This window comes from Macrococcus sp. S115 (assembly GCF_030067655.1).
Lineage (GTDB): Bacteria > Bacillota > Bacilli > Staphylococcales > Staphylococcaceae > Macrococcoides > Macrococcoides psychrotolerans.
Genome location: NZ_JASJES010000005.1, coordinates 1 through 22,398, shown reverse-complemented (window position 1 = coordinate 22,398; position 22,398 = coordinate 1). Strand labels below are relative to the sequence as shown.

At 38.8% G+C, this 22,398-nt stretch carries 29 protein-coding genes and 1 riboswitch; of the genes, 28 read left to right on the top strand and 1 reads right to left on the bottom strand.

Annotated features, from left to right (window positions below; all coding sequences use genetic code 11):
- Positions 1–64 precede the first annotated feature (64 nt).
- The 20 genes from QNJ52_RS07105 to fabZ all read left to right on the top strand — a co-directional run bounded on the left by QNJ52_RS07105 (position 65) and on the right by fabZ (position 14,875).
- Positions 65–1,069, top strand: a complete 1,005-nt coding sequence (locus QNJ52_RS07105; protein ID WP_219493195.1) for an L-threonylcarbamoyladenylate synthase — start codon at positions 65–67, stop codon at positions 1,067–1,069.
- A 7-nt stretch (positions 1,070–1,076) separates the two neighbouring features.
- Positions 1,077–1,499 carry a low molecular weight protein arginine phosphatase gene (locus tag QNJ52_RS07100; protein WP_219493193.1) on the top strand — a complete coding sequence of 141 codons (423 nt, stop codon included), beginning with the start codon at positions 1,077–1,079 and terminating at the stop codon, positions 1,497–1,499.
- 66 nt (positions 1,500–1,565) lie between these two features.
- Complete coding sequence (gene rpiB / locus QNJ52_RS07095) at positions 1,566–2,012, top strand: ribose 5-phosphate isomerase B (RefSeq protein ID WP_283722190.1); 447 nt, start codon at positions 1,566–1,568, stop codon at positions 2,010–2,012.
- Complete coding sequence (locus tag QNJ52_RS07090; RefSeq protein WP_219493190.1) at positions 2,005–2,529, top strand: TIGR01440 family protein; 525 nt, start codon at positions 2,005–2,007, stop codon at positions 2,527–2,529. The genes rpiB and QNJ52_RS07090 overlap by 8 nt, the downstream gene beginning before the upstream one ends.
- A gap of 9 nt (positions 2,530–2,538) precedes the next feature.
- Positions 2,539–3,774, top strand: coding sequence for a serine hydroxymethyltransferase (locus QNJ52_RS07085; protein ID WP_283722189.1), 1,236 nt, complete (start codon positions 2,539–2,541; stop codon positions 3,772–3,774).
- 21 nt (positions 3,775–3,795) lie between these two features.
- Positions 3,796–4,425, top strand: coding sequence for a uracil phosphoribosyltransferase (gene upp / locus QNJ52_RS07080; RefSeq protein ID WP_015912264.1), 630 nt, complete (start codon positions 3,796–3,798; stop codon positions 4,423–4,425).
- Positions 4,426–4,439: 14 nt separating this feature from the next.
- Positions 4,440–5,582 (top strand): non-hydrolyzing UDP-N-acetylglucosamine 2-epimerase, encoded by a 1,143-nt coding sequence (wecB, locus tag QNJ52_RS07075; protein WP_283722188.1) that lies wholly within the window; start codon positions 4,440–4,442, stop codon positions 5,580–5,582.
- 187 nt (positions 5,583–5,769) lie between these two features.
- Entirely contained in the window at positions 5,770–6,123 is a 354-nt protein-coding gene (locus QNJ52_RS07070; RefSeq protein ID WP_219493181.1) for an ATP synthase subunit I, read from the top strand.
- 24 nt (positions 6,124–6,147) lie between these two features.
- Positions 6,148–6,870 (top strand): F0F1 ATP synthase subunit A, encoded by a 723-nt coding sequence (gene atpB / locus QNJ52_RS07065; RefSeq protein WP_219493179.1) that lies wholly within the window; start codon positions 6,148–6,150, stop codon positions 6,868–6,870.
- A 47-nt stretch (positions 6,871–6,917) separates the two neighbouring features.
- A complete protein-coding gene (atpE, locus tag QNJ52_RS07060) occupies positions 6,918–7,130 on the top strand; it encodes a F0F1 ATP synthase subunit C (protein ID WP_041636195.1) in 213 nt (70 codons plus the stop codon).
- Positions 7,131–7,195: 65 nt separating this feature from the next.
- Positions 7,196–7,732, top strand: a complete 537-nt coding sequence (locus QNJ52_RS07055) for a F0F1 ATP synthase subunit B (RefSeq protein ID WP_219493178.1) — start codon at positions 7,196–7,198, stop codon at positions 7,730–7,732.
- The gene (gene atpH / locus QNJ52_RS07050) at positions 7,732–8,265 is read left to right on the top strand and encodes an ATP synthase F1 subunit delta (protein ID WP_219493176.1); all 534 of its coding nucleotides are present in this window, start codon (positions 7,732–7,734) and stop codon (positions 8,263–8,265) included. Before QNJ52_RS07055 ends, atpH begins: the two co-directional genes overlap by 1 nt.
- 22 nt (positions 8,266–8,287) lie before the next feature.
- Positions 8,288–9,799, top strand: a complete 1,512-nt coding sequence (atpA, locus tag QNJ52_RS07045; RefSeq protein ID WP_219493174.1) for a F0F1 ATP synthase subunit alpha — start codon at positions 8,288–8,290, stop codon at positions 9,797–9,799.
- Between the two features lie 31 nt (positions 9,800–9,830).
- Entirely contained in the window at positions 9,831–10,697 is an 867-nt protein-coding gene (gene atpG, locus QNJ52_RS07040) for an ATP synthase F1 subunit gamma (RefSeq protein ID WP_219493172.1), read from the top strand.
- A gap of 18 nt (positions 10,698–10,715) precedes the next feature.
- Complete coding sequence (gene atpD / locus QNJ52_RS07035) at positions 10,716–12,131, top strand: F0F1 ATP synthase subunit beta (RefSeq protein WP_015912256.1); 1,416 nt, start codon at positions 10,716–10,718, stop codon at positions 12,129–12,131.
- An 18-nt stretch (positions 12,132–12,149) separates the two neighbouring features.
- A complete protein-coding gene (locus QNJ52_RS07030) occupies positions 12,150–12,560 on the top strand; it encodes a F0F1 ATP synthase subunit epsilon (protein WP_219493170.1) in 411 nt (136 codons plus the stop codon).
- Between the two features lie 53 nt (positions 12,561–12,613).
- Positions 12,614–12,835: a DUF1146 domain-containing protein gene (locus QNJ52_RS07025; RefSeq protein WP_219493168.1), complete on the top strand. Its 222-nt coding sequence runs from the start codon at positions 12,614–12,616 to the stop codon at positions 12,833–12,835.
- Positions 12,836–12,910: 75 nt separating this feature from the next.
- Positions 12,911–14,194 carry a UDP-N-acetylglucosamine 1-carboxyvinyltransferase gene (murA, locus tag QNJ52_RS07020; protein WP_283722187.1) on the top strand — a complete coding sequence of 428 codons (1,284 nt, stop codon included), beginning with the start codon at positions 12,911–12,913 and terminating at the stop codon, positions 14,192–14,194.
- Positions 14,195–14,207: 13 nt separating this feature from the next.
- The gene (locus QNJ52_RS07015) at positions 14,208–14,438 is read left to right on the top strand and encodes a DNA-directed RNA polymerase subunit beta (protein ID WP_219493166.1); all 231 of its coding nucleotides are present in this window, start codon (positions 14,208–14,210) and stop codon (positions 14,436–14,438) included.
- Positions 14,438–14,875 carry a 3-hydroxyacyl-ACP dehydratase FabZ gene (fabZ, locus tag QNJ52_RS07010; RefSeq protein ID WP_219493165.1) on the top strand — a complete coding sequence of 146 codons (438 nt, stop codon included), beginning with the start codon at positions 14,438–14,440 and terminating at the stop codon, positions 14,873–14,875. Before QNJ52_RS07015 ends, fabZ begins: the two co-directional genes overlap by 1 nt.
- A gap of 68 nt (positions 14,876–14,943) precedes the next feature.
- Here fabZ and QNJ52_RS07005 read toward each other — a convergent pair whose 3' ends face one another.
- Positions 14,944–15,375, bottom strand: coding sequence for a YwpF-like family protein (locus QNJ52_RS07005; RefSeq protein ID WP_219493164.1), 432 nt, complete (start codon positions 15,373–15,375; stop codon positions 14,944–14,946).
- Between the two features lie 205 nt (positions 15,376–15,580).
- On the opposite strand from QNJ52_RS07005, the gene QNJ52_RS07000 reads away from it, so the two are divergent.
- From QNJ52_RS07000 to yidC, 8 genes are all read left to right on the top strand, one after another.
- Positions 15,581–16,243, top strand: a complete 663-nt coding sequence (locus QNJ52_RS07000) for a single-stranded DNA-binding protein (protein ID WP_219493163.1) — start codon at positions 15,581–15,583, stop codon at positions 16,241–16,243.
- A 243-nt stretch (positions 16,244–16,486) separates the two neighbouring features.
- Complete coding sequence (locus QNJ52_RS06995) at positions 16,487–17,365, top strand: LysM peptidoglycan-binding domain-containing protein (protein WP_283722186.1); 879 nt, start codon at positions 16,487–16,489, stop codon at positions 17,363–17,365.
- Positions 17,366–17,483: 118 nt separating this feature from the next.
- Positions 17,484–18,299 (top strand): LysM peptidoglycan-binding domain-containing protein, encoded by an 816-nt coding sequence (locus QNJ52_RS06990; protein ID WP_283722185.1) that lies wholly within the window; start codon positions 17,484–17,486, stop codon positions 18,297–18,299.
- Between the two features lie 83 nt (positions 18,300–18,382).
- Positions 18,383–18,478, top strand: a riboswitch (TPP riboswitch).
- A 61-nt stretch (positions 18,479–18,539) separates the two neighbouring features.
- Positions 18,540–19,208 carry a thiaminase II gene (gene tenA / locus QNJ52_RS06985; RefSeq protein WP_283722184.1) on the top strand — a complete coding sequence of 223 codons (669 nt, stop codon included), beginning with the start codon at positions 18,540–18,542 and terminating at the stop codon, positions 19,206–19,208.
- Positions 19,208–19,996 (top strand): bifunctional hydroxymethylpyrimidine kinase/phosphomethylpyrimidine kinase, encoded by a 789-nt coding sequence (gene thiD / locus QNJ52_RS06980; RefSeq protein WP_283722183.1) that lies wholly within the window; start codon positions 19,208–19,210, stop codon positions 19,994–19,996. The genes tenA and thiD overlap by 1 nt, the downstream gene beginning before the upstream one ends.
- Positions 19,996–20,781, top strand: a complete 786-nt coding sequence (gene thiM, locus QNJ52_RS06975; protein WP_283722182.1) for a hydroxyethylthiazole kinase — start codon at positions 19,996–19,998, stop codon at positions 20,779–20,781. The genes thiD and thiM overlap by 1 nt, the downstream gene beginning before the upstream one ends.
- A gap of 3 nt (positions 20,782–20,784) precedes the next feature.
- Positions 20,785–21,420, top strand: coding sequence for a thiamine phosphate synthase (gene thiE, locus QNJ52_RS06970; protein WP_283722181.1), 636 nt, complete (start codon positions 20,785–20,787; stop codon positions 21,418–21,420).
- Positions 21,421–21,506: 86 nt separating this feature from the next.
- A complete protein-coding gene (yidC, locus tag QNJ52_RS06965) occupies positions 21,507–22,367 on the top strand; it encodes a membrane protein insertase YidC (RefSeq protein ID WP_219493153.1) in 861 nt (286 codons plus the stop codon).
- Positions 22,368–22,398 lie beyond the last annotated feature (31 nt).

The window sequence follows — 22,398 nt, the reverse complement described above, 5'->3', positions numbered from 1 at the left end:
TCCACATTTTGTGCATAACTTTTTATTTTTACATGAAAGACCTTTAAATAAAGGAGTGAACGAAGTGAGAACAAATGTTTGGGATGTGTGTAACTATGTGGAAGATTTGTCCACATATCCACACGTACAGGAAATCATTACAGGTTTCAAAGCAGGAGAAACAATCGCAATTCCCACTGAAACAGTATATGGTTTAGCAGCTGATGCTACAAATAGAGAGGCAGTAGCAGCGATATTCAAAGCGAAAGGCAGACCACAAGATAATCCGTTAATTGTACATATTCATCATCTGTCACAGCTTGAATGGTTTACTCATGATATTCATGCGGCGGCTTATAAGTTGATGGATTATTTCTGGCCAGGGCCTATATCATTTATCGTTCCAGTAAAACAAGGTATCCTTGCGGAAAGTGTTACTGCGGGACTAAATACGGTGGCAGTACGTATGCCTGCACATAAGGTTGCGCATCAACTCATCGAGATGACTGATTTGTTGCTCGCTGCACCCTCCGCTAATACGAGCGGCAAACCGTCACCTACAAAAGCAGAACACGTGATTCATGATATGGAAGGGAAGATATTTGGCATTGTTCAAAGCGAACAAGTAGAGGTCGGAATAGAAAGCACGGTTGTTGATTGTAGTCAGTATCCATTTAGAATTGCAAGGCCAGGAGCGATTACACACAATGACCTGGAAATGGTGGTGCCTGGATGTATGAGCGATGAACGTATTGAGGGAGACAAACCAATTGCTCCAGGTATGAAATATCGACATTATGCGCCGAACAGCCCATTAGAATTAGTGGAGCGATTTGAAAGTTTGGAACTGGCTGCAAATGAAGCGATTATTGCACCACTAAGTGAAAAGGATAAAGTGAATGGTGGATGGTTCTTTAAACTTGGTGCTACGTTTGAAGATAGTGGGGGTGCAATGTATGATTTATATGATGCGCTGCGCAGTGCAGATGATATAGAGGAAATTGAAAAGATATATATTACTGACTTTACGTCTTATAATGGTAGTGATGCGTTAATGAATCGTATCAATAAAGCAGTTACAAGAAAGTAGGTGGCATATGGAAATCGTATTCGTTTGTACAGGGAATACTTGTCGTAGTCCAATGGCAGAAAGTATCGCAAAATCACTTAATTCTAACCATTTATTTTCTTCAGCTGGGCTGTATGCACAAGAAGGACAGCCTATTTCAAAGCATGCAGCATCAATCATTGAGCAGGAAAACTTGGTGCCTGTAACAGAGAGTCATCAGTTCGATGCTATAGATAGTGAAAAGGATTTAATATTGACGATGACAAATAGTCATAAAATGCAAATTAAGTTAATGTATCCAGGAAGTAATGTATATACTTTAAAAGAGTATGCGATGGATGAGAAGGGAGATATATCAGACCCTTACGGAGGGGATTTCTCAGTGTATTTAGATACTTATAACGAACTCTCCTATTATATTCGTGAAATGCTTCGAAAGCTCGACCGATAATTGATTTACTCATACATGAAATACGGTATAATATAGAGTGATATAGATTTAAGGGAGGTTGTTTATTTGAAAATTGCAATCGCAAGTGATCATGGTGGATTTCAGTATAAAGAGAAAATCATTGAATTATTACAGTCCCAAAATATTGAATATGTTGATTTTGGCCCACCAGATGAAACATCTGTTGATTATCCTGATTATGCTAAGCCAGTTGCTAAGAGTGTAGTGAATGGAGAATGTGACCGTGGAATCTTGATTTGTGGCACAGGTATTGGAATGAGCATCGCAGCGAATAAAGTGCCAGGTATTCGCTGTGCATTAGTGCACGATGTATTTACAGCGCAAGTGACGCGTGAGCATAACAACTCTAATATATTAGCAATGGGACAACGTGTGATAGGCGAAGGACTAATGCTGTTAATTGTTCAGACATGGCTGGACGCTGAATTTGAAGGGGGTCGCCACCAGAAGAGGATTGATAAATTAGCAGCGCTGGAGTCTTGCAATGAATAGTCTTAAACAGTTGATGACAGAGCTAGAAGCAAAAGATTTCTTTAAAGAGGGCCAATTATGTGTAATCGGCTGTTCTACATCTGAGGTCATCGGTGAAAAAATCGGAACACATAGTTCTGATGAAGTTGCTGCACAGTTTATTGAAATATTTGATGATGTTCATAATAGAACGGGTGTGGATTTTTGTTTTCAAGGATGTGAACATATTAACCGAGCATTAACGATGGAACGAGAAGTTATGCTCAACTATCAGCTAAATGAAGTTACGGTTGTTCCTGCAAAACAAGCAGGGGGCAGTATGTCAGCAGCAGCTTATCGTCACTTTAAGGATCCTGTCGTAGTTGAACATGTCCAGGCAGACTGTGGTATTGATATTGGTCAGACGCTTATAGGAATGCATATTAAGCATGTACAGATTCCGGTAAGAACCACAACGAAAAAAGTGGGCGGGGCAGTAGTCACGATAGCAACACATCGTCCGAAATTAATTGGTGGGCCACGCGCTCAATATAAATAGGAGGGTATTATGTCAGAAATTAAACAGCAAGATAATCAAGTATTTGAAGCAATCACGAAAGAATTTGAGAGACAAGACCATCATATTGAATTAATTGCGTCTGAGAATTTTGTATCAAAAGCCGTGATGGAAGCACAAGGATCGGTTCTGACAAATAAATACGCTGAAGGCTACCCGCATCGCCGTTATTATGGTGGGTGTGAGTTTGTAGATATCGTTGAGGATTTAGCACGCAATCGTATTAAAGAGCTCTTTGGAGCGGAACATGTCAATGTACAACCGCATTCAGGTTCGCAGGCTAATATGGCCGTTTACCGTGTCGCTTTAAAACCTGGAGACACAGTTCTAGGAATGAATTTAAGCCATGGAGGTCACCTCACGCATGGTTCGCCAGTGAACTTTAGTGGTGTAGATTATAATTTTGTTGCTTATGGTGTAGATGAGAAAACAGAAAGAATTGATTATGATGTTGTTCGCGAACTTGCACGAGAACATAAACCTGCACTTATCGTTGCAGGCACATCAGCATATTCACGAACTATTGATTTTGAAGCGTTTAAAACGATTGCAGATGAAGTCGGTGCAAAACTGATGGTCGACATGGCACATATCGCAGGGCTTGTAGCTGCTGGTCTTCATCCGAATCCAGTACCTCATGCAGACTTTGTTACGACGACGACACATAAGACATTACGTGGACCTCGTGGTGGTATGATCATTTGTAAGGAAGAGTATGCAAAAGCGATCGATAAGATGATATTTCCTGGAATTCAAGGCGGACCATTGATGCATGTTATCGCAGCCAAAGCTGTCGCATTTGGTGAAGCGTTGACAGAAGACTTTAAAGCATATCAACAGCAAGTGGTACTTAATGCGAAGACATTAGCGGATGCTTTAACTGAAAAAGGATTACGCATTGTTTCTGGCGGCACAGACAATCACTTGATGAGTATAGATGTAACGAGCTGTAACATTACGGGTAAAGTCGCAGAGCGTGCACTTGACGATGTCGGCATTACTACAAATAAAAATACGATTCCATTTGATAAAGAAAGTCCATTCGTTACAAGTGGTATTAGAATCGGGACACCGGCTGTGACAACACGTGGATTTAATGAAGAAGACATGAAAGATATTGCATCGATTATTGCGGATGTGCTCGCTCATACAGAAGATGAAACAGTGAAGCATAATGCAAAGGCGCGTGTACGTGCAATAACAGAAAAATATCCATTATATAAATAATTATTAGGAAAGAGGTATAGTATGGCGAAAGTCCATGTATTTGATCATCCCCTTATTCAACACAAATTAAGTTATATTCGAGAGGAGTCAACGGGTACGAAAGAGTTTCGTGAGCTTGTTGATGAAGTTGGTATGTTAATGGCATACGAAGTAACACGTGACCTTGAGCTAGATGACGTACAGATTAAGACACCGGTTACTGAGATGACAGCAAAACGCCTGTCAGGAAAAAAGATTGCAGTTGTCCCAATATTACGTGCCGGACTAGGCATGACTGAAGGTGTGCTGAAGATGATTCCTGCAGCGCGTGTCGGTCATATTGGTCTATATCGTGATCCTGAGACGCTTCAACCTGTAGAATATTTTGCAAAGATGCCACAAGACATTGAAGAGCGCGACTTTATTGTAGTGGATCCAATGCTTGCAACAGGTGGATCGGCAATAGAAGCAATTAACTCATTGAAGAAACGCGGTGCTGTAAAGATTAGATTTATGTGTCTCGTTGCTGCTCCAGAAGGTGTAGAAGCATTACAAAAAGCACATCCAGATGTAGATATTTATATTGCAGGACTAGATGAAAAACTCAATGATCATGGCTACATTGTTCCAGGATTGGGTGATGCAGGCGATCGATTGTTCGGGACTAAATAATTAGGAGAATTGATATGAAGAAGATAATGACAATCTTTGGTACACGACCAGAAGCAATTAAGATGGCTCCCCTTGTATTGGCTTTAAAGAATGATCCAGAATTAGAACCGATCGTTGTTGTGACTGCACAACATCGTGAAATGCTGGATCAAGTACTTGAGATATTTGGAATTACTCCGGATTATGATTTGAACATTATGAAGGCAGGTCAAACACTGTCTGAAGTGACAAGCCGTGTTATCTTAGGATTAGAAGAAGTCATCAAAGAAGCGCGCCCTGATATGATTCTTGTACATGGAGACACAACAACGACATTTGCTGGAAGTCTTGCTGCTTTTTATAATGAAGTAGCGATTGGACATGTTGAAGCGGGGCTTAGAACTTGGCAGAAATACTCTCCATTCCCAGAAGAAATGAATAGACAAATGACAGGCACATTGGCAGACCTTCATTTTGCACCGACTGATGATGCAGCACAGAATCTTCGTAATGAAAATAAGCCTGAAGATAGAATTGTTATCACAGGTAATACTGCGATTGACGCTTTAAAGACGACGGTAAAGTCGGATTATCGTTCTGATATCTTAGACAGTGCAGGTGAGCGTAGAGTGATTCTATTAACTGCACATCGAAGAGAAAATATTGGTCAGCCAATGCATAATATCTTTAGTGCAATCAGAAGAATCGTGGACGAGTTTGAAGATGTTGAAGTTGTCTACCCGATGCATAAAAATCCAAAAGTGCGTGAAATTGCTGCAGAACATTTAAATAATCATGACCGTATTCAATTGATTGAACCTTTAGATGTTATCGACTTCCATAATTTCGCAAGTCGCAGTCATTTTATTCTTACAGATTCGGGTGGCGTGCAAGAAGAAGCACCATCGTTAGGTAAGCCAGTGCTTGTGCTACGTGACACAACCGAACGTCCTGAAGGTGTTAAAGCTGGGACATTAAAGTTAGCGGGCGTTGAAGAAGAAGATATTTATCAATTAACAAAATCTTTGTTAACTGATGAGACATTATATCAATCCATGTCTAAAGCGAGCAATCCTTATGGCGATGGTGAAACTTCACAACGTATTTGTGAACATATTAAATATTATTTCAGCTTGACAGAAGAAAAACCTGCGCCATTTAAAGTTGGAAGCAAGTAATTACGTTTGCAATTATCAGACTTTTTATTAAACGCTTAAATGTGTCTAATTTGTGAACATTTAGTGAAACTTTAATTTTTAAGTTTTTCACATAGCATTGACACATATTTTGCCCTATATTATCATAAATTAGGAATGAAACTGTTTTCATTCATGTGAAAACTTTTTCTAAGGAGTTTATCCTGATATGTCAGAATTTAAGACATTTTTCAACTTGTATCTAAAGTATTTTTTGTGCTTGATAATTCTACTTGCTATTATTTATATTTTCTATAGAAATAGCTTCATATTAGGATTGATCATTGGTACAATTGCTTCGGCAATCAGTAGTTTTGTCTGGCATCACAATTTATTGCGAGCAATCAATAGTGATGTGCTCTATGTTTCGAGTGGTATGGGGATTCGCTTTTTAATAGCGGTCATGGCATGCCTCTTCTGGGTAAGATTTCCGCAAAGCATTAATTTGCTTGGAATCGCACTCGGCCTGATGTTAACGTATGTTATGATTATCGTACATTCTGTTAACAGTTTGAAAAAATAATACATATATGGAAGAGGTGAAGTAATGGGACACGTATCACCCCTCTATAGTCTTGATTTATTCGGTCATGAAATGATATTTGATCTTTCATCGATGTTGATGCTTACGGTGACAGCAGCAATCGTTTTTTTAATAGCGATGTTCTTTACACGAAATTTAAGTGTAAGACCTCACGGTAAACAGAACTTTATTGAATGGATTTTTGACTTTACAAGAGGAATTATCAACAGTAACATGGCGTGGAATAAAGGTGGGCGTTTTCATTTCCTGGCTGTAACATTGTTATTATTTATCTTTGTTGCAAATATGCTGGGGTTACCATTTGCAATTATTAATGGTCACACATTATGGTGGAAATCTCCAACAGCAGACCCGACAGTTACATTAACACTTTCTACACTGATGGTGCTATTAACACATTTCTATGGTGTTAAGATGCGCGGTACTGGTAATTACTTAAAGAGTTTTGCTCAACCAGTATGGTTTATGGTGCCATTTAAAATCATCGAAGAATTTTCATCAACTTTAACGCTTGGTCTGCGTCTTTATGGTAACATTTTCGCAGGTGAAGTATTGCTCGGATTACTTGCAACGCTAGGTACAGCTGGAGCAGCTGGCATGCTAGGTGCAGCAATTCCAACTCTTATCTGGCAAGGTTTCTCAATTTTTGTAGGTTCAATTCAAGCCTATATCTTTGTAATGTTATCAATGGTTTATATGTCACATAAAGTGTCAGACGACCATTAATATAAAAATTTAAAAAACTATCATATTTCTTTAGGAGGAAATTATTAATGAATTTATTAGCAGCAGCAATCGCAATTGGTTTAGCAGCATTAGGAGCAGGTATTGGTAACGGATTAATCGTATCTCGTACAGTTGAAGGTGTAGCACGTCAACCAGAAGCACGTGGTCCATTAATGACTATCATGTTCATCGGTGTAGGTTTAGTTGAGGCCCTTCCTATCATCGCAGTAGTAGTAGCATTCATGGTAATGAACCGTTAATTATAAAATATAACTCGTTAAAGGCGAAGTCGTTCTGATTTCGCCATTCATTTATGAAAAGTGCGATGAAAGGAGCGTTATACTTGGATTTCTTATTATTAGGTCAAGCAGCTGAGCACACTGGCGTACAGTGGGGAACAGCGGCATATACATTAGTATTATTTGCACTATTGCTATTCTTATTAAGCAAATTCGCATGGGGACCATTAAAGAACATTATGGACGAACGTCAAGCAGGGATTACAGCTGACCTTGACAATGCGAAACGTCAAAACGAAGAAGCTAAGCATTACGCTGAAGAAAATAAAGCGTTATTAGCTAAAACACAACAAGAAGTATCTGTCATTATGGAAGATGCTAAGAAACAAGCGAAAACACAGCAAGAAGAAATTGTTCATGAAGCAAATATGCGTGCAAACAAAATTGTTAGCGATGCACAAGTAGAAATTGAAAACGAAAAACAACGTGCGATTGCAGACATCAATGATCGTGTTGCTGAATTATCAGTACTAATTGCTCAAAAAGTGATTAACAAAGAAATCAATGAACAAGATCAAAAACAATTAGTAAGAGAGTTTATCGAAGAGGCAGGCGATAAATAATGGCTATCGTCCAGGATAAATATGCACAAAGTCTTTTTGAAGTAGCACAAGCACAAGGTGTACATGAAAGTGTACGTCAAGATCTTGGTGAAATTAAAAAAGCTGTAACAGGAAGCAAAGCATTCTTTTTATTTGCTGAAGATCCTAAAGTATCAAGTGAGAAGAGAAATGCATTCGTAGAGGCAACATTTAAAGGTGTGGACAAGCCATTACAAAACTTATTAAGCATTCTTGCAGATAAGCAGCAGCTTGCACTATTACCTGAAATTGCAGATTATTACACAGAACACTATAACAAGTTTAATAATCAGCAATACATGAAAGTTGAATCAGTATATGCATTATCAAGTGAAGAGCTTGATAAAATCGGAAAAGCGTTCATTAAACGTACAGGCTACAAAAAGTTATTAATTGAAAACGTAGTAAACAGCACTCTAATCGGTGGTATACGTGCAACAATTGGTACGACTGTTTATGATGGCTCTGTTGCAAATGAACTAACACAACTTGAAAAATCGTTTCACAAACAATAATTTCTTAAGAGGAGTGACATAAATGGCCATCAAAGCTGAAGAAATCAGTGCGTTACTTAAATCACAGATTGAAAATTACGAGTCTGGTATGACAGTAACGGATGTAGGTACAGTTATCCAGGTCGGTGACGGTATCGCATTAGTACATGGTTTAAACAACGTTATGGCTGGAGAACTTGTTGAGTTCCATAACGGTGTATTAGGTCTTGCACAAAATTTAGAAGAGAACAACGTAGGGGTCGTAATTTTAGGACCTTTCACAGATATTAAAGAAGGCGACGAAGTTAAACGTACAGGTCGTATCATGGAAGTACCTGTAGGTGAAGAATTAATCGGTCGCGTTGTAAACCCATTAGGTCAACCAATCGATGGTCGCGGACCACTTAACACAACAAAAACACGTCCAATTGAATCACCAGCAACTGGTGTAATGGATCGTAAATCAGTAGATGAACCTTTACAAACAGGTATTAAAGCGATTGATGCATTAGTACCAATCGGTCGTGGTCAACGTGAGTTAATTATCGGTGACCGTCAAACAGGTAAAACTACAGTAGCAATCGATACAATCCTTAACCAAAAGGACGAAGATATGATCTGTGTGTACGTTGCAATTGGTCAAAAAGAATCTACAGTACGTACTGCTGTTGAAACATTACGTGCACATGGTGCATTAGATTATACAATCGTTGTATCTGCATCTGCATCACAACCAGCACCATTATTATACATCTCACCATATGCGGGTGTAGCAATGGCTGAAGAATTTATGTTTAACGGTAAACACGTATTAATCGTATATGATGATTTAACGAAACAAGCAGCAGCTTACCGTGAATTATCTTTATTATTACGTCGTCCGCCAGGTCGTGAAGCATATCCAGGGGATGTATTCTACTTACATAGCCGTCTGTTAGAGCGTGCTGCGAAATTAAACGATAGTTTAGGTGGCGGTTCTATTACTGCATTACCATTCGTTGAAACACAAGCAGGGGATATCTCAGCCTACGTACCAACAAACGTAATCTCAATCACTGACGGACAAATCTTCTTACAATCAGATTTATTCTTCTCAGGTGTTCGTCCTGCAATCAATGCTGGACTTTCAGTTTCACGTGTTGGTGGATCAGCACAAATTAAAGCGATGAAGAAAGTAGCGGGGACACTACGTCTTGACTTAGCTTCTTACCGTGAACTAGAGTCATTCGCACAATTTGGTTCTGACTTAGACCCAGCAACGAAAGCGAAATTAGAACGTGGTAAACGTACGGTTGAAGTTTTAAAACAAGACCAGAACAAACCATTAACAGTAGATAAGCAAGTTACGATTCTGTATGCATTAACTAAAGGTCACTTAGATGATATTCCGGTTCAGGATATTACACGCTTTGAAGATGAATTCCTAGGCTGGGTGGGTTCAAACGCACCACATATTTACCAGGAAATTCGCGAAACGAAAGGCTTACCGGCTGATGAAGTATTCGTAGAGGCAATTAATGCATTCAAGAAAATCTTCAACAAGTCTGAAGTATAGAACGGGAAATTAATCATAAGGTGGTGACAAAATGGCTTCATTAAGAGACATAAAAGGCCGTATTAATTCGACTAAGAAAACAAGTCAAATCACTAAGGCAATGCACATGGTTTCAAACTCTAAATTACGTCGCGCTGAAGAGAATGCAAAAAGCTTCTATCCATATATGGAGAAGATGCAGGATGCAGTTACCTCTATTGGCGGAAGTAACTCAGATGCAAACCATCCAATGCTTCAAAAACGTCCGGTGAAAAAGACAGGTTACTTAGTCATAACTTGTGATAAAGGCCTTGCAGGTCCATACAATGCAAACATTTTAAAAAGTGTAACGCAAAAAATTCAGGAACGTCATAATAATAATCCAGCTGAATACGGCATATTAGTTATCGGCCGAGTAGGGTATGATTTCTTACGTGCTAGAGACTATAACGTTGAAGGCCAAATTATTGGATTATCAGATCAACCATCTTTCAAATCTATTAAAGATATTACTCACACAGCAGTATCTCGTTTTGAAACTGGAGAATATGACGAACTTTATATGCATTATAGTCATTTTATCAGCGTACTTGAGCAAGAAGTTCATGAACGTAAGATCTTACCAATATCTAAGGAAGAGGTTTCAGGAGAATCGAAACTCTCTAACTATGAATTTGAACCAGACAAAGATGCAATTTTAGAAGTCATTCTTCCACAATATGCAGAAAGTCTGATTTACGGTGCTATCTTAGACGGTAAAGCAAGTGAACATGCTTCACGTATGACTGCAATGAAGAATGCAACAGATAACGCAAAAGAACTAATCGATGATTTATCATTACAATATAACCGTGCGAGACAAGCCGCGATTACTCAGCAAATTACTGAAATTGTTGGTGGAGCAGCCGCATTAGAATAACACTTAGGAGGAATAAACATGGCAGTAGGTCACGTAATCCAAGTTATGGGTCCGGTTATTGACGTTCGCTTTGAACATGGTCAATTACCAGCGTTAAACAATGCCTTAACTTTAGATATCGAACGTGGAGAAGGTAACACTACAAAGTTAACATTAGAAGTTGCCCTTCATTTAGGTGATGATGCAGTACGTACAATCGCAATGAGCTCTACTGACGGTGTACAACGTGGAGCGCAAGTCACTGATACTGGCGCACCGATTTCTGTACCAGTTGGTGACGCAACATTAGGTCGCGTATTTAACGTATTAGGAGAAAAGATTGACTTAGAACCTGAATTAGATGGTACTGTACGTCGTGATCCAATTCATAGACAAGCACCTAAATTCGAAGAGTTATCAACGAAAGTTGAAATTTTGGAAACTGGTATTAAAGTAGTAGACTTATTAGCACCATATATCAAAGGTGGTAAAATCGGTCTATTCGGTGGTGCCGGTGTAGGTAAAACAGTATTAATTCAAGAATTAATCAACAACATCGCTCAGGAACACGGTGGTATTTCAGTATTCGCTGGAGTTGGTGAGAGAACACGTGAAGGGAACGACTTATTCCACGAAATGAGCGATTCAGGTGTTATTAAGAAAACAGCCATGGTATTCGGACAAATGAACGAGCCACCAGGTGCACGTATGCGTGTAGCATTATCTGGTTTAACAATGGCTGAATATTTCCGTGACGAACAAGGTCAGGACGTATTATTATTCATCGATAACATTTTCCGTTTTACGCAAGCAGGTTCAGAGGTATCTGCCCTTTTAGGACGTATGCCATCAGCCGTTGGTTACCAACCAACACTTGCAACTGAAATGGGACAATTACAAGAGCGTATCACTTCAACAAACGTAGGATCAGTTACATCGATTCAAGCGGTATTCGTACCAGCCGATGACTACACTGACCCGGCGCCAGCGACTGCATTCGCTCACTTAGATGCAACAACGAACTTAGAACGTAAATTAACTGAGATGGGTATCTACCCAGCGGTTGACCCATTAGCGTCAACATCTCGTGCATTAACGCCTGCCGTTGTTGGTGAAGAGCATTACGAAGTTGCACGTCAAGTACAAGCAACATTACAGAAGTATCGTGAGCTACAAGATATCATTGCAATCTTAGGTATGGATGAATTATCTGACGAAGATAAAAAGACTGTTTCACGTGCACGTCGTATACAGTTCTTCTTATCACAAAACTTCCACGTTGCTGAACAGTTTACAGGTCAAAAAGGATCTTACGTACCAGTTAAACAAACGGTTCAGGACTTCAAAGCAATTCTAGAAGGTAAATATGACCATATTCCTGAAGATGCTTTCCGTTTAGTAGGTGGCATTGAAGCAGTTTTAGAGCAAGCTAAAGGCATGGGTGTAGAAGTATAAACATAGGAGGAAGAAACTATGAATAAATTAGCAATTGAAATAGTCACTCCTAATGGATCAATATACTCAGAAACTGAAGCTGAATTAATTGTTCTACAGACTGAGTCAGGTGAAATGGGTGTGATGGCTGGACATATTCCTACAGTCGCACCACTTAAGATTGGTGCTGTTCGTGTGACGAAGTCAGGCAATGATAAAGACTACATTGCTGTAACTGAAGGATTTGCTGAAATTCGTCCACAACAAGTATCGGTGTTAGTACAAGCTGCAGAACAAGCTGAGGGAATTGATATTGAGCGTGCAAAGGAATCATTAAAGCGTGCAGAAGCACGTCTTAATGAAGATAAAGCAGCACATGTTGATTTCCATCGTGCAGAACGTGCATTGCACCGCGCGATTAACCGTATTGAAGTCGCGAAGTTTAGATAATAAATAAAGGAGTGAGACAATTGTCTTGCTCCTTTTTTACATAGGAGTAGCTTATGAATGTTTATGCTTTAACATATATAGTACTTTATATTGGGATTACGGGAGTTGTATTTAATAGTTTGCAGGCAGTAAGAACAGAGCAGTGGTTTAAAGAGAACCGTACTAAAGAGATTCAGATGCTCTTTATCGGTTTAAGTATGTCTTTAGGTTATCTTATCACTAATTTTCTCATTGACTTGATTAAATATACAAATCAGATATTTATATTATTTTAATGTATAAATGATGTAATTGTAGGGTAAATGGTATAAAATACTTGTATAGATAAGTTAAGAAATTCGGAGGAAATAATGGATACAATTATAGTAAAAGGCGGACACAGATTATCAGGGCGCGTAAAAGTCGAAGGAGCAAAAAATGCTGTATTGCCTATCATGACAGCATCATTGTTAGCGTCTGAAGGCGTTAGTGAATTTATGAATGTACCTGCTTTGTCTGATGTAGATACAATCTCAGCAGTATTAGAAGGGTTAAATGCAAAAGTAGAAAAAAATATTGAACAAAATAAAGTAGTAGTTGATGCACGTGGTGAACTTTCAACACAAGCTGCATATGAATTTGTAAGTAAGATGCGTGCCAGTGTACTTGTGCTTGGACCATTGCTTGCAAGGTTTGGGTATGCGGAAGTTGCGATGCCTGGAGGATGTGCGATTGGTTCAAGACCTATTGAGTTACATCTTAAAGGGTTAGAAGCATTAGGAGCAATTATTGAGCAGAAAAATGGTTATTTAGTTGGTACTGTTAAAGACAGACTGAAAGGTGCCGATATTTACCTGGATTTTCCGAGTGTCGGAGCGACGCAAAATATCTTAATGGCTGCTGTTTTAGCAGAAGGAAAGACTGTTATTGGTAATGTCGCGCGTGAACCAGAGATTGTAGATCTCGCAAACTATTTAAACCAGATGGGTGCTAACGTTCAAGGTGCTGGTACAGATACGATTACCGTATATGGTGTAGAGACATTGACGGGAGCGAAGCATGAGATTATTCCTGACCGCATTGAGGCGGGAACTTTCCTAGTAGCTGCAGCAATCACACGTGGTGATGTGTATGTTGAAGGTGCAATATATGAGCATATGCATGCACTTATTGCAAAGCTGAAAGAAGCTGGATGCCATATTGAGATTGATACGAGAGGAATTCATCTGTCTGTAGAACAGAATCTTAAAGCAATTGATATCAAGACAATGCCGCACCCTGGCTTTCCCACGGATATGCAGGCTCAGATGATGGCGCTCATGTTATCACTAGAAGGTAATAGTAGTGTTAACGAGACTGTGTTTGAAAATCGCTTTATGCATGCGACAGAGTTCCAGAAAATGAATGCTCAAATTAAAGTGGATAAGCGAATTGCTTATATTAGCAATAGTACATTACAAGGAGCCGATGTTGCTGCTACGGATTTACGAAGTGGCGCCGCACTTGTTCTTGCAGGTCTTATTGCAAAAGGCTATACTAAAGTAACTGCACTGCATCACCTGGACCGAGGCTATGTTGATTTCCATAAGAAGCTTCGCAATCTTGGCGCAGAAATCGAACGCACAGGTGATACAAAACAATTAATCAAAGCCTAGGAGCGTATGCATTATGAAGTTTAAACAGCCTATTTATAAACAAAAGGTCAGTAAAATCGGAGAAACAGAAGTTGTTCACCGTACTGTTCCAATTTATATTACACTATCCATTATATTTGCATTAATGATTGTACTATTTATAGTTGGAATGATGATTGGATATGGCATTCTCCACTCACCGATTGATATATTTAAACCTTCTACATGGCAACATCTTAAAGAACTTACTGGGAGTGACAGCTAATGGAAACTTTATTGTCTTTTGATGAAATTAAGAAGATTATTCCACATCGTTATCCATTTTTATTAATCGATCGTATTACCGAACTGGAAGAGGGTAAACGTTGTACGGGAATTAAACAAGTAAGCGGTAATGAACCTTTCTTTCAAGGACATTTTCCTGAATACGCAGTAATGCCTGGTGTTCTTATAGTAGAAGCACTGGCACAAGTCGGTGCAGTTGCAATGTTGAAACTAGAAGAGAATCAAGGAAAACTTGCAATGTTTACAGGGATTGATAAGTGTCGTTTTAAATCTCAAGTCACGCCTGGAGATACGTTAACGTTATCCGTTGAGATGACACGTGTTAAAGGTCCTATTGGTAAAGGTACCGCTACGGCGAAAGTCGGAGATAAGCTCGCTTGTAGCTGTGAAATCAGCTTTGCGATTATCGACAAGTAGGTTAGTTAGAACAGTAAAATAAAAACACCCGAGCGATGGTATTTCTGTATCGTTCGGGTGTTTATTTATTATTCATTTTCATCTTTTAATTTTGGTTTTGACTGCATCTTTCTATTAAATGCTTTAATTAGAGCCTGGCCAGATAAACCTTCGTTTACCAATTGCTCTAATAGCTTTTCTGCATATGTCTGTCTCAACGTGTAAATATGGCATTCGAAGATTACAGAAATCTTATCATTCAACTTCTGAATGTCCTTAATTGTAGATTCAAACATTGCAGGGTCATTGGAGGCACGGGTAATAACTATACGTGTATCAAGAATAGTTTCGTTGTGCATATAGGTTTCCATCGTCTCCAGATGAATTTCATCGATCAATATTTCAAGTAGCCAACCTGTCCCGCTATTTTCTTTGTTTATTATTACCCCATCATACAACGTGTATTCCTTAATCGCTTCATCTTCAACGAGCTGAAATCGAATTGCTTTGAACGTTTTCATGTATATCCCTCCATTATCTATTATAATTCTTTGAATAAATTTTTCAAATTACAATATTTAAAAAATTAAGTTAATTTTAAGATGTTTTTTAATATATTTGCTCAGTTTTTAAAAAATTATATAGATTTCTATACAATTTTTAAATTACTGCAGTTTTTCAAAGTTTAATTTTTGCTCTATAGTTTATGGGAAAGGAGGTGAAGATGTGATAAACAAAGCGATTGTAGCTGGACGCTTAGTAAAGGATCCATCGTTACGACAAGTAGCAAATAATACGACTATCGCTACTTTTTCTTTAGCAGTTGATCGAGGAGTTTCTAAAAATGGTGAGCGTTCGACGGATTTTTTGATGTGCAAAGCATTTAACAAGACCGCTGTAAATATAGGAAGATATTGTAGTAAAGGAAGTTTTGTTTGTATAACAGGTCAATTCCATAGCAATCGTTACGAGAAAGAAGGAAAGACGCATTATTCTACTGAAATTTTAGTTGAAAATATTAAGTTTCTACCAAATATCGGAGCAAATAAAGCAGAGAAGAATGAATCAAGGTCGGATGCTGTATGGAACAGCTTACCGGATGAAATTAAAGATAAAGTAGCTCAGAATCTTATTGTGAAAGGTACAGAGCAGCTTATTCAGTCTACTGCAGAAGAACGATGGAATAGTAAACTTTTTGGTATAGAAGGTGGAGAAGAAAAGACACCGAGTGAGTATGCTGCTCAGGCAGATGAGATTATTAAAGTTGCAACAAACAATGAAGATCAAAAAGATGTGTCAGCTGAAAGTGAAGAAGAGCTTCAAGAAGACGGCAATCAAACAGAAAATACATCTGTATCAGATGTGACAGACTCCAGTACACCATTTTAACACCATTTCATTACTCACATTTAACCCTCATTCAAATACACCCCATACCCCCCAGTAGCGCTGTGCTGAACGCTACTGGGGGGTTCAATGTTAAATTGATATGCTTTTGTAATATATTTGTAATTATAAATCATCTTCCTGTAACCAAAGAAATATCAATACGTGTTAAATTTATATCATTCAATAAAAGACAAATATAATTATTAATATAAATTAAGAAAATTATCGGAGGCAACACTCACAATGAAAAAAATTACTGCACTTACAGGAATGGCAATTTTAGCTACAGGAATTTCAGCACAGGCAGATGCAAAAGAACATACAGTAACTTATGGGGAGTCACTTTGGTCAATCGCAGATAAATATGACACTACAGTTGAAAGAATTAAAAAAATTAACAAAATAGAATCAGATATCATCTTACCGAATCAAAAATTAGAAGTGTTAGTTAAAGGTAAATATGAAGTCCAAAAAGGAGACACTTTAGAGAAGATCGCTAAAAAGTTTGATACTAAAGTTGCAGATTTAAAGAGATGGAACAATATTGAAACAAATAAAAATCTTAAAGTAGGTAAACTGATTGTTGTTGATAAAGAGGAAAAAAGACAAATCGTTACGCAAACAGCTGCTCAGCAAGCACCAGTAACTGTACAACAACCAGTGGCGTATCAAGCACCGGTCGTCAAAGCCCCAGAGCAAACAGCTAAACCGGCAGCACAACAACCAGTAGAGCAACCAGTCCAACAAGTAGCACAAGAGCAAGTAGCGCAACCAGTGGCACAAAAGCCAGTGCAACAAGCACCGGTCCAACAAGTAGCACAAAAGCCAGTAGAGCAAGCACCGGTCCAACAAGCAGCACAAAAGCCAGTACAGCAAGCAGCTCCTGCTGGAAATTCATCAATGGATGCACATTTACGCGTTATCGCACAACGTGAATCAGGTGGCAACCCTAATGCTGTTAATGCATCTGGATACTACGGATTATTCCAATTTTCACCATCAACATGGGCATCTGTAGGTGGAACAGGAAATCCTGCAAATGCTTCAGTTGAAGAACAATGGAAACGTGCAAGAATATTATATCAAACTGCTGGAGCTTCTCAGTGGTCAACGGCGTATTAATTAGTCAGAAATTTAACATAACACTTAATCTTTTATATTGTTGCAACCTATGAAATATGAAATTTTAATGTAGTTAACGTATTAAAATTGTAGATAATCTTTAGGAGGACTTTTCCAGATGAAAAAACTTTTAGCGGTAACGACAGTATTTGCAGTAGGTGGAACATTTGCAGCGACTCAAGCGGATGCAGCACAATATAGAGTAAAAAGTGGGGATTCTTTATGGAAAATCTCTCAAATCTATGGGACGTCAGTTCAAGCATTAAAGCATGAGAATGGATTGAGATCTAACTTAATTCATGTGAATCAAGTATTAAATATTAATGAGAATACAACAAAACGAAATACTTATAAATCAACATATAAATCTGCATACACAGCACCTGTAACTACAGGTTCATATTACCGCATCGTTCCTGGAGATACTTTGGGCAAGGTTGCATCACGTTACGGTGTATCTGTTGCGCAGCTTAAAGCATGGAATGGTTTGCATTCAGATTTAATTATTGCTGGACGTACATTGAAGGTTAATGGACCGGCTGTAGCAGCTGCACCCGTTACAAGAACAGCATATCAAGCACCAGTTAAACGTGCTGTTGCTAAGTCAGCATACCAAGCACCAGTAAGACAGACTGTTTATAAAGCATCGACGACAAAGCGTGTGACTACGACAAGGACACAAGCACCGGCTGTTCGTGTGAACAACGGATTAAACTGGGCAGCATTAGCAAGATGTGAATCTGGTGGCAATCCATCAATTAATACAGGAAATGGCTACTATGGAATGTATCAGTTCAATTTACAGACATGGCGTGGTGTCGGTGGAAGTGGTTATCCACACCAAGCTTCTGCAGCAGAGCAAACGAAACGTGCTCAAATTCTATACAATATGCGCGGTGCGCAGCCGTGGCCGGTATGTGGGGCACGTTTATAGTAACGATATTAGAACTCCAAGGTGTATTCACTTTGAAGTTCTTTTTTTGCATTAATCCATTAACTTCGTTACACTAATATTAATATACACACTAGGGGTGCCTTGCGCTGAGACGGCTTTTGCCGAACCCTTCACCTGATCCGGATAATGCCGGCGTAGGAAAGTTGTGCTAAGTACCCGTTATGTGTATTTAACCTATTTCCTATCAGGAGATAGGTTTTTATTTTTAGGAGGGATAACGTGTTTACGAGACAGTTGAAAAAAGAAGTAGAACCGATTATTGAATCCATTTATAATGATTCGTTTATTCAAGGTATTATTCATGGGAATCTAAAGAAAGAAGCAGTAAAACATTACTTAAAGGCAGATAGTTTATATTTAAACGAGTTTGCAAAGATATATAGCTTACTTATTCCGAAACTAAATGATAGAGAAGGAATTCAGTTCTTACTCGGCCAAATCGATTTTGTTATGAATGGTGAAGTGGATGCGCACTATACATTAGCAGACTATGCAGGTGTTGATTATAAGACAGTGATTGAAGAAGGAGAATGGTATCCATCAAGTGATCATTATATTAAGCATATGTATTACAATGCCTACCGCTATAGTGATGCGAGCTTTACAATATGTGCGATGGCACCTTGTCCATATGTCTATCAGCAGCTGGCACTAAAGATTGCTGAACGTAATGACCTGGAAGGTAATCCGCTAAAACCTTGGGTCGACTTTTATTGTACAAATATGGATGAGCTTATCGGTCATTTAGATCGCTGGGTAGATGAGTTCAGTGAAACAGCTTCTGATGAAGAACTAAATATATTAAGAAAGAACTTTGTTGAAAGCTGTATTCATGAGAAGCGCTTCTTTAATATGTCCTATAACATTGAAACATGGGAGGGTTATTGATGAAAACAGCATTATCGATTGCCGGAACCGATCCTACAGGAGGTGCTGGGACGACAGTAGACTTGAAAGTCTTTCAGTCACGCGGCGTATACGGGATGAGTGTAGTAACAAGTCTTGTTGCACAGAATACATTAGGCGTGCAGGATGTCTTTAACCAGCCTGTGGACATTATACAGAAACAACTTGAAAGTGTATATTCAGACATTGTTCCGGATGCAGTAAAGACAGGGATGTTAGCAACAAGTGCAGTGATGGACGTGGTGAGGCCGTATATAGAACGTTATAACGTCCCGTATGTCATAGATCCTGTGATGGTGGCTAAAAGTGGAGATTTGTTGCTTGATGAAAATGGTCAAAATGCTGTGCGTACAAAATTACTGGATATTGCGACAGTGGTGACACCAAATATACCTGAACTAGAGAAAATTGTTGAAATGAAGGTGGAATCAGAAGAAGATATCTCACGTGCAGGAAAAATATTTATCGATGAAATTGGTTCTCGAAGCGTACTTATCAAAGGTGGACACTTAAAGGGAGATGCGACAGATTATCTCTTCACAAAGACGGGATTAATTACTTTGCCTGGAGAACGTTATAATACGAAGCACACACATGGCACGGGCTGTACTTATTCAGCTGTTATCACAGCAGAACTTGCCAAAGGGAAGAGTATAGAAGATGCTGTGCGATTAGCGAAGCGCTATATGGATATGGCCATTAAGTACACTCCTGGAATTGGTCATGGCCAGGGCCCAGTAAATCACTTTAAGTTTCAGGAGGTTGAATAATGACAAAACTCACTCAACTTCGTAAAGACAACCCGTTGATCATCTGTATTACGAATGATGTCGTCAAAAACTTTACAGCGAACGGTCTGCTCGCACTTGGTGCAAGCCCTGCGATGGCGACAGAACGTCAAGAAATGGATGAGTTTTTAGCGTATGCTGGTGCGTTACTGATCAATATAGGGTCAATTGAAGAAGGGGATAAGGAAAACATGTTACAAGCGGCTGCATTTGCAAATAAACATCATGTACCTCTCGTACTTGATCCTGTCGCTTGTGGTGCATCTAAGTTTCGTAAAGACTTCTGCTTAAAATTGCTGAACGAGCATCATATTAGTGTCATTCGTGGGAATGCGTCAGAGCTTGCAGCATTAACAGAAGATGCCACAATGAAAGGGACAGATGCAGATCAATCGCTATCGACTGAAAGCGTTGCGCGAAGAGCATATGATAAGTTCAATACTGCGATTATCGTAACCGGTGCGGTTGATGCAATCTGTCAGGATGGACAAATCGCTTTAGTGGAAAATGGGACACCGCTCCTGACGAAAGTCACAGGAGGAGGATGTTTATTAGGAGCAGTTGTTGCAAGTTTCATATATAATGAAACTAAACCTTCATTAGCATTATTAACAGAAGCAATTGCGACTTATACGATTGCGGCAGAACGTGCTGAGCACAGTGCTAATGGGACCTTGCCAGGACATTTTGCTGTGAATTTAATAGATCAGCTCTATTTAATTCAACAAGATGATATAGCAAAGGAATCACGTGTGAAAGAAGTGTAGCTTATGTTTAAAAGAGAGATGCTTCATGTATATTTCATTGCAGGGACTTCTGACGTTCCTGACGGTGACTTAGAACGTGTGCTAAAGGAAGCGCTTGAAGCAGGAATTACAATGTTTCAGTTTAGAGAGAAAGGTCCGAAAGCAAAGATGGGGCAAGAGAAACAACTACTTGCTGAACGTTTATTTAAGCTATGTAAAGACTATAAAGTTCCATTTATCGTCAATGACGATGTTGCACTTGCTAAAGCAATTGATGCAGACGGTATTCATCTTGGACAGGGTGATGAAAAGATAGAAAATATCATCGATGACTTCCACGGAAAAATCATAGGATTGTCTGTCGGTAATTTTGAAGAGTATGATCAGTCAGATTTAACACATGTGGACTATATAGGTGTCGGTCCTGTATATGAAACAAGTAGTAAGAGTGATGCGAAAAAGCCCGGTGGTATTGAACTGATACGTAAGATGCGTCTCCATGATGAAGACATTCCAATTGTAGCAATTGGTGGAATAACAAGTAGCAACTGTGAAATGATTATCGCTTCAGGAGCAGATGGTATCTCTACCATTTCATCTATTACAAGAAGCAGTGATATTAAGCAAGTTGTTACAGATTACTTACAGTATTATAAGTAAAAAGTAAAATATCATGGTTTTTGTTTATGTATACCTAGATTTATGATAAAATAACCTCTATGTGAATAATATTATGAGGTGAAAAAATGAAAAAGAAGTCGATATGGCTCCTAGTATTTACTGCAGCGATAATTTTATCTGGCTGTGACTATTCAAAAGAATCAAACCGTAATGGATTTTTCTATGATACATTTGTGCATCCTTTAGACCAGTTAATTCACTGGTTAGGGGCGCATATGGGACATAACTACGGACTTGCGATTATTGCGATTACATTAATCGTACGTTTAGCGCTCTTCCCATTTATGATGAAAACATATAAGAACCAAAGCGTTATGCGTGAGAAAATGGCTTTAATCAAGCCGCAGATGACAGAGATTCAAGAACGAGTAAAGCGTGCGCGCACGCAAGAAGAGAAGATGGAAGCAAACCAGGAAATGATGGCATTATACAAAGAAAATGGTATTAACCCATTAAACATGGGATGTTTACCATTATTAATTCAATTGCCAATCGTCACTGGATTATTCTATGTATTGAAGTATCCAACTGAAGGTGGCATCACACAGTATCCGAATTTCTTATGGTTTGAGTTAACGAAGACGGATATCGCGATGACAGTTATCGCAGGTATTGTATACGCATTACAAGCTTACGTTTCTATGCAGAACATACCAGAAGAACAAAAAGCACAGATGCGCATGATGATGTTTATCTCGCCAATTATGATTGTCTGGATGTCAGCCATTTCTCCTGCAGCATTACCATTATATTGGGCTGTAGGTGGAGCATTCTTAGTGTTACAGACTTGGTTAGGAAACAAGTTCTACAAGAAGAAAGTGCACGAAGAAATTGCACCATTAATCGAAGCGCACGAAGAGAATGAGCGTACGAAACAACCAAAGAATACACAAGTTGTATCTTCAAAAAAGAAGAAAAGAAGATAATATAACTTAAATAAAAATACCGGACCGTACT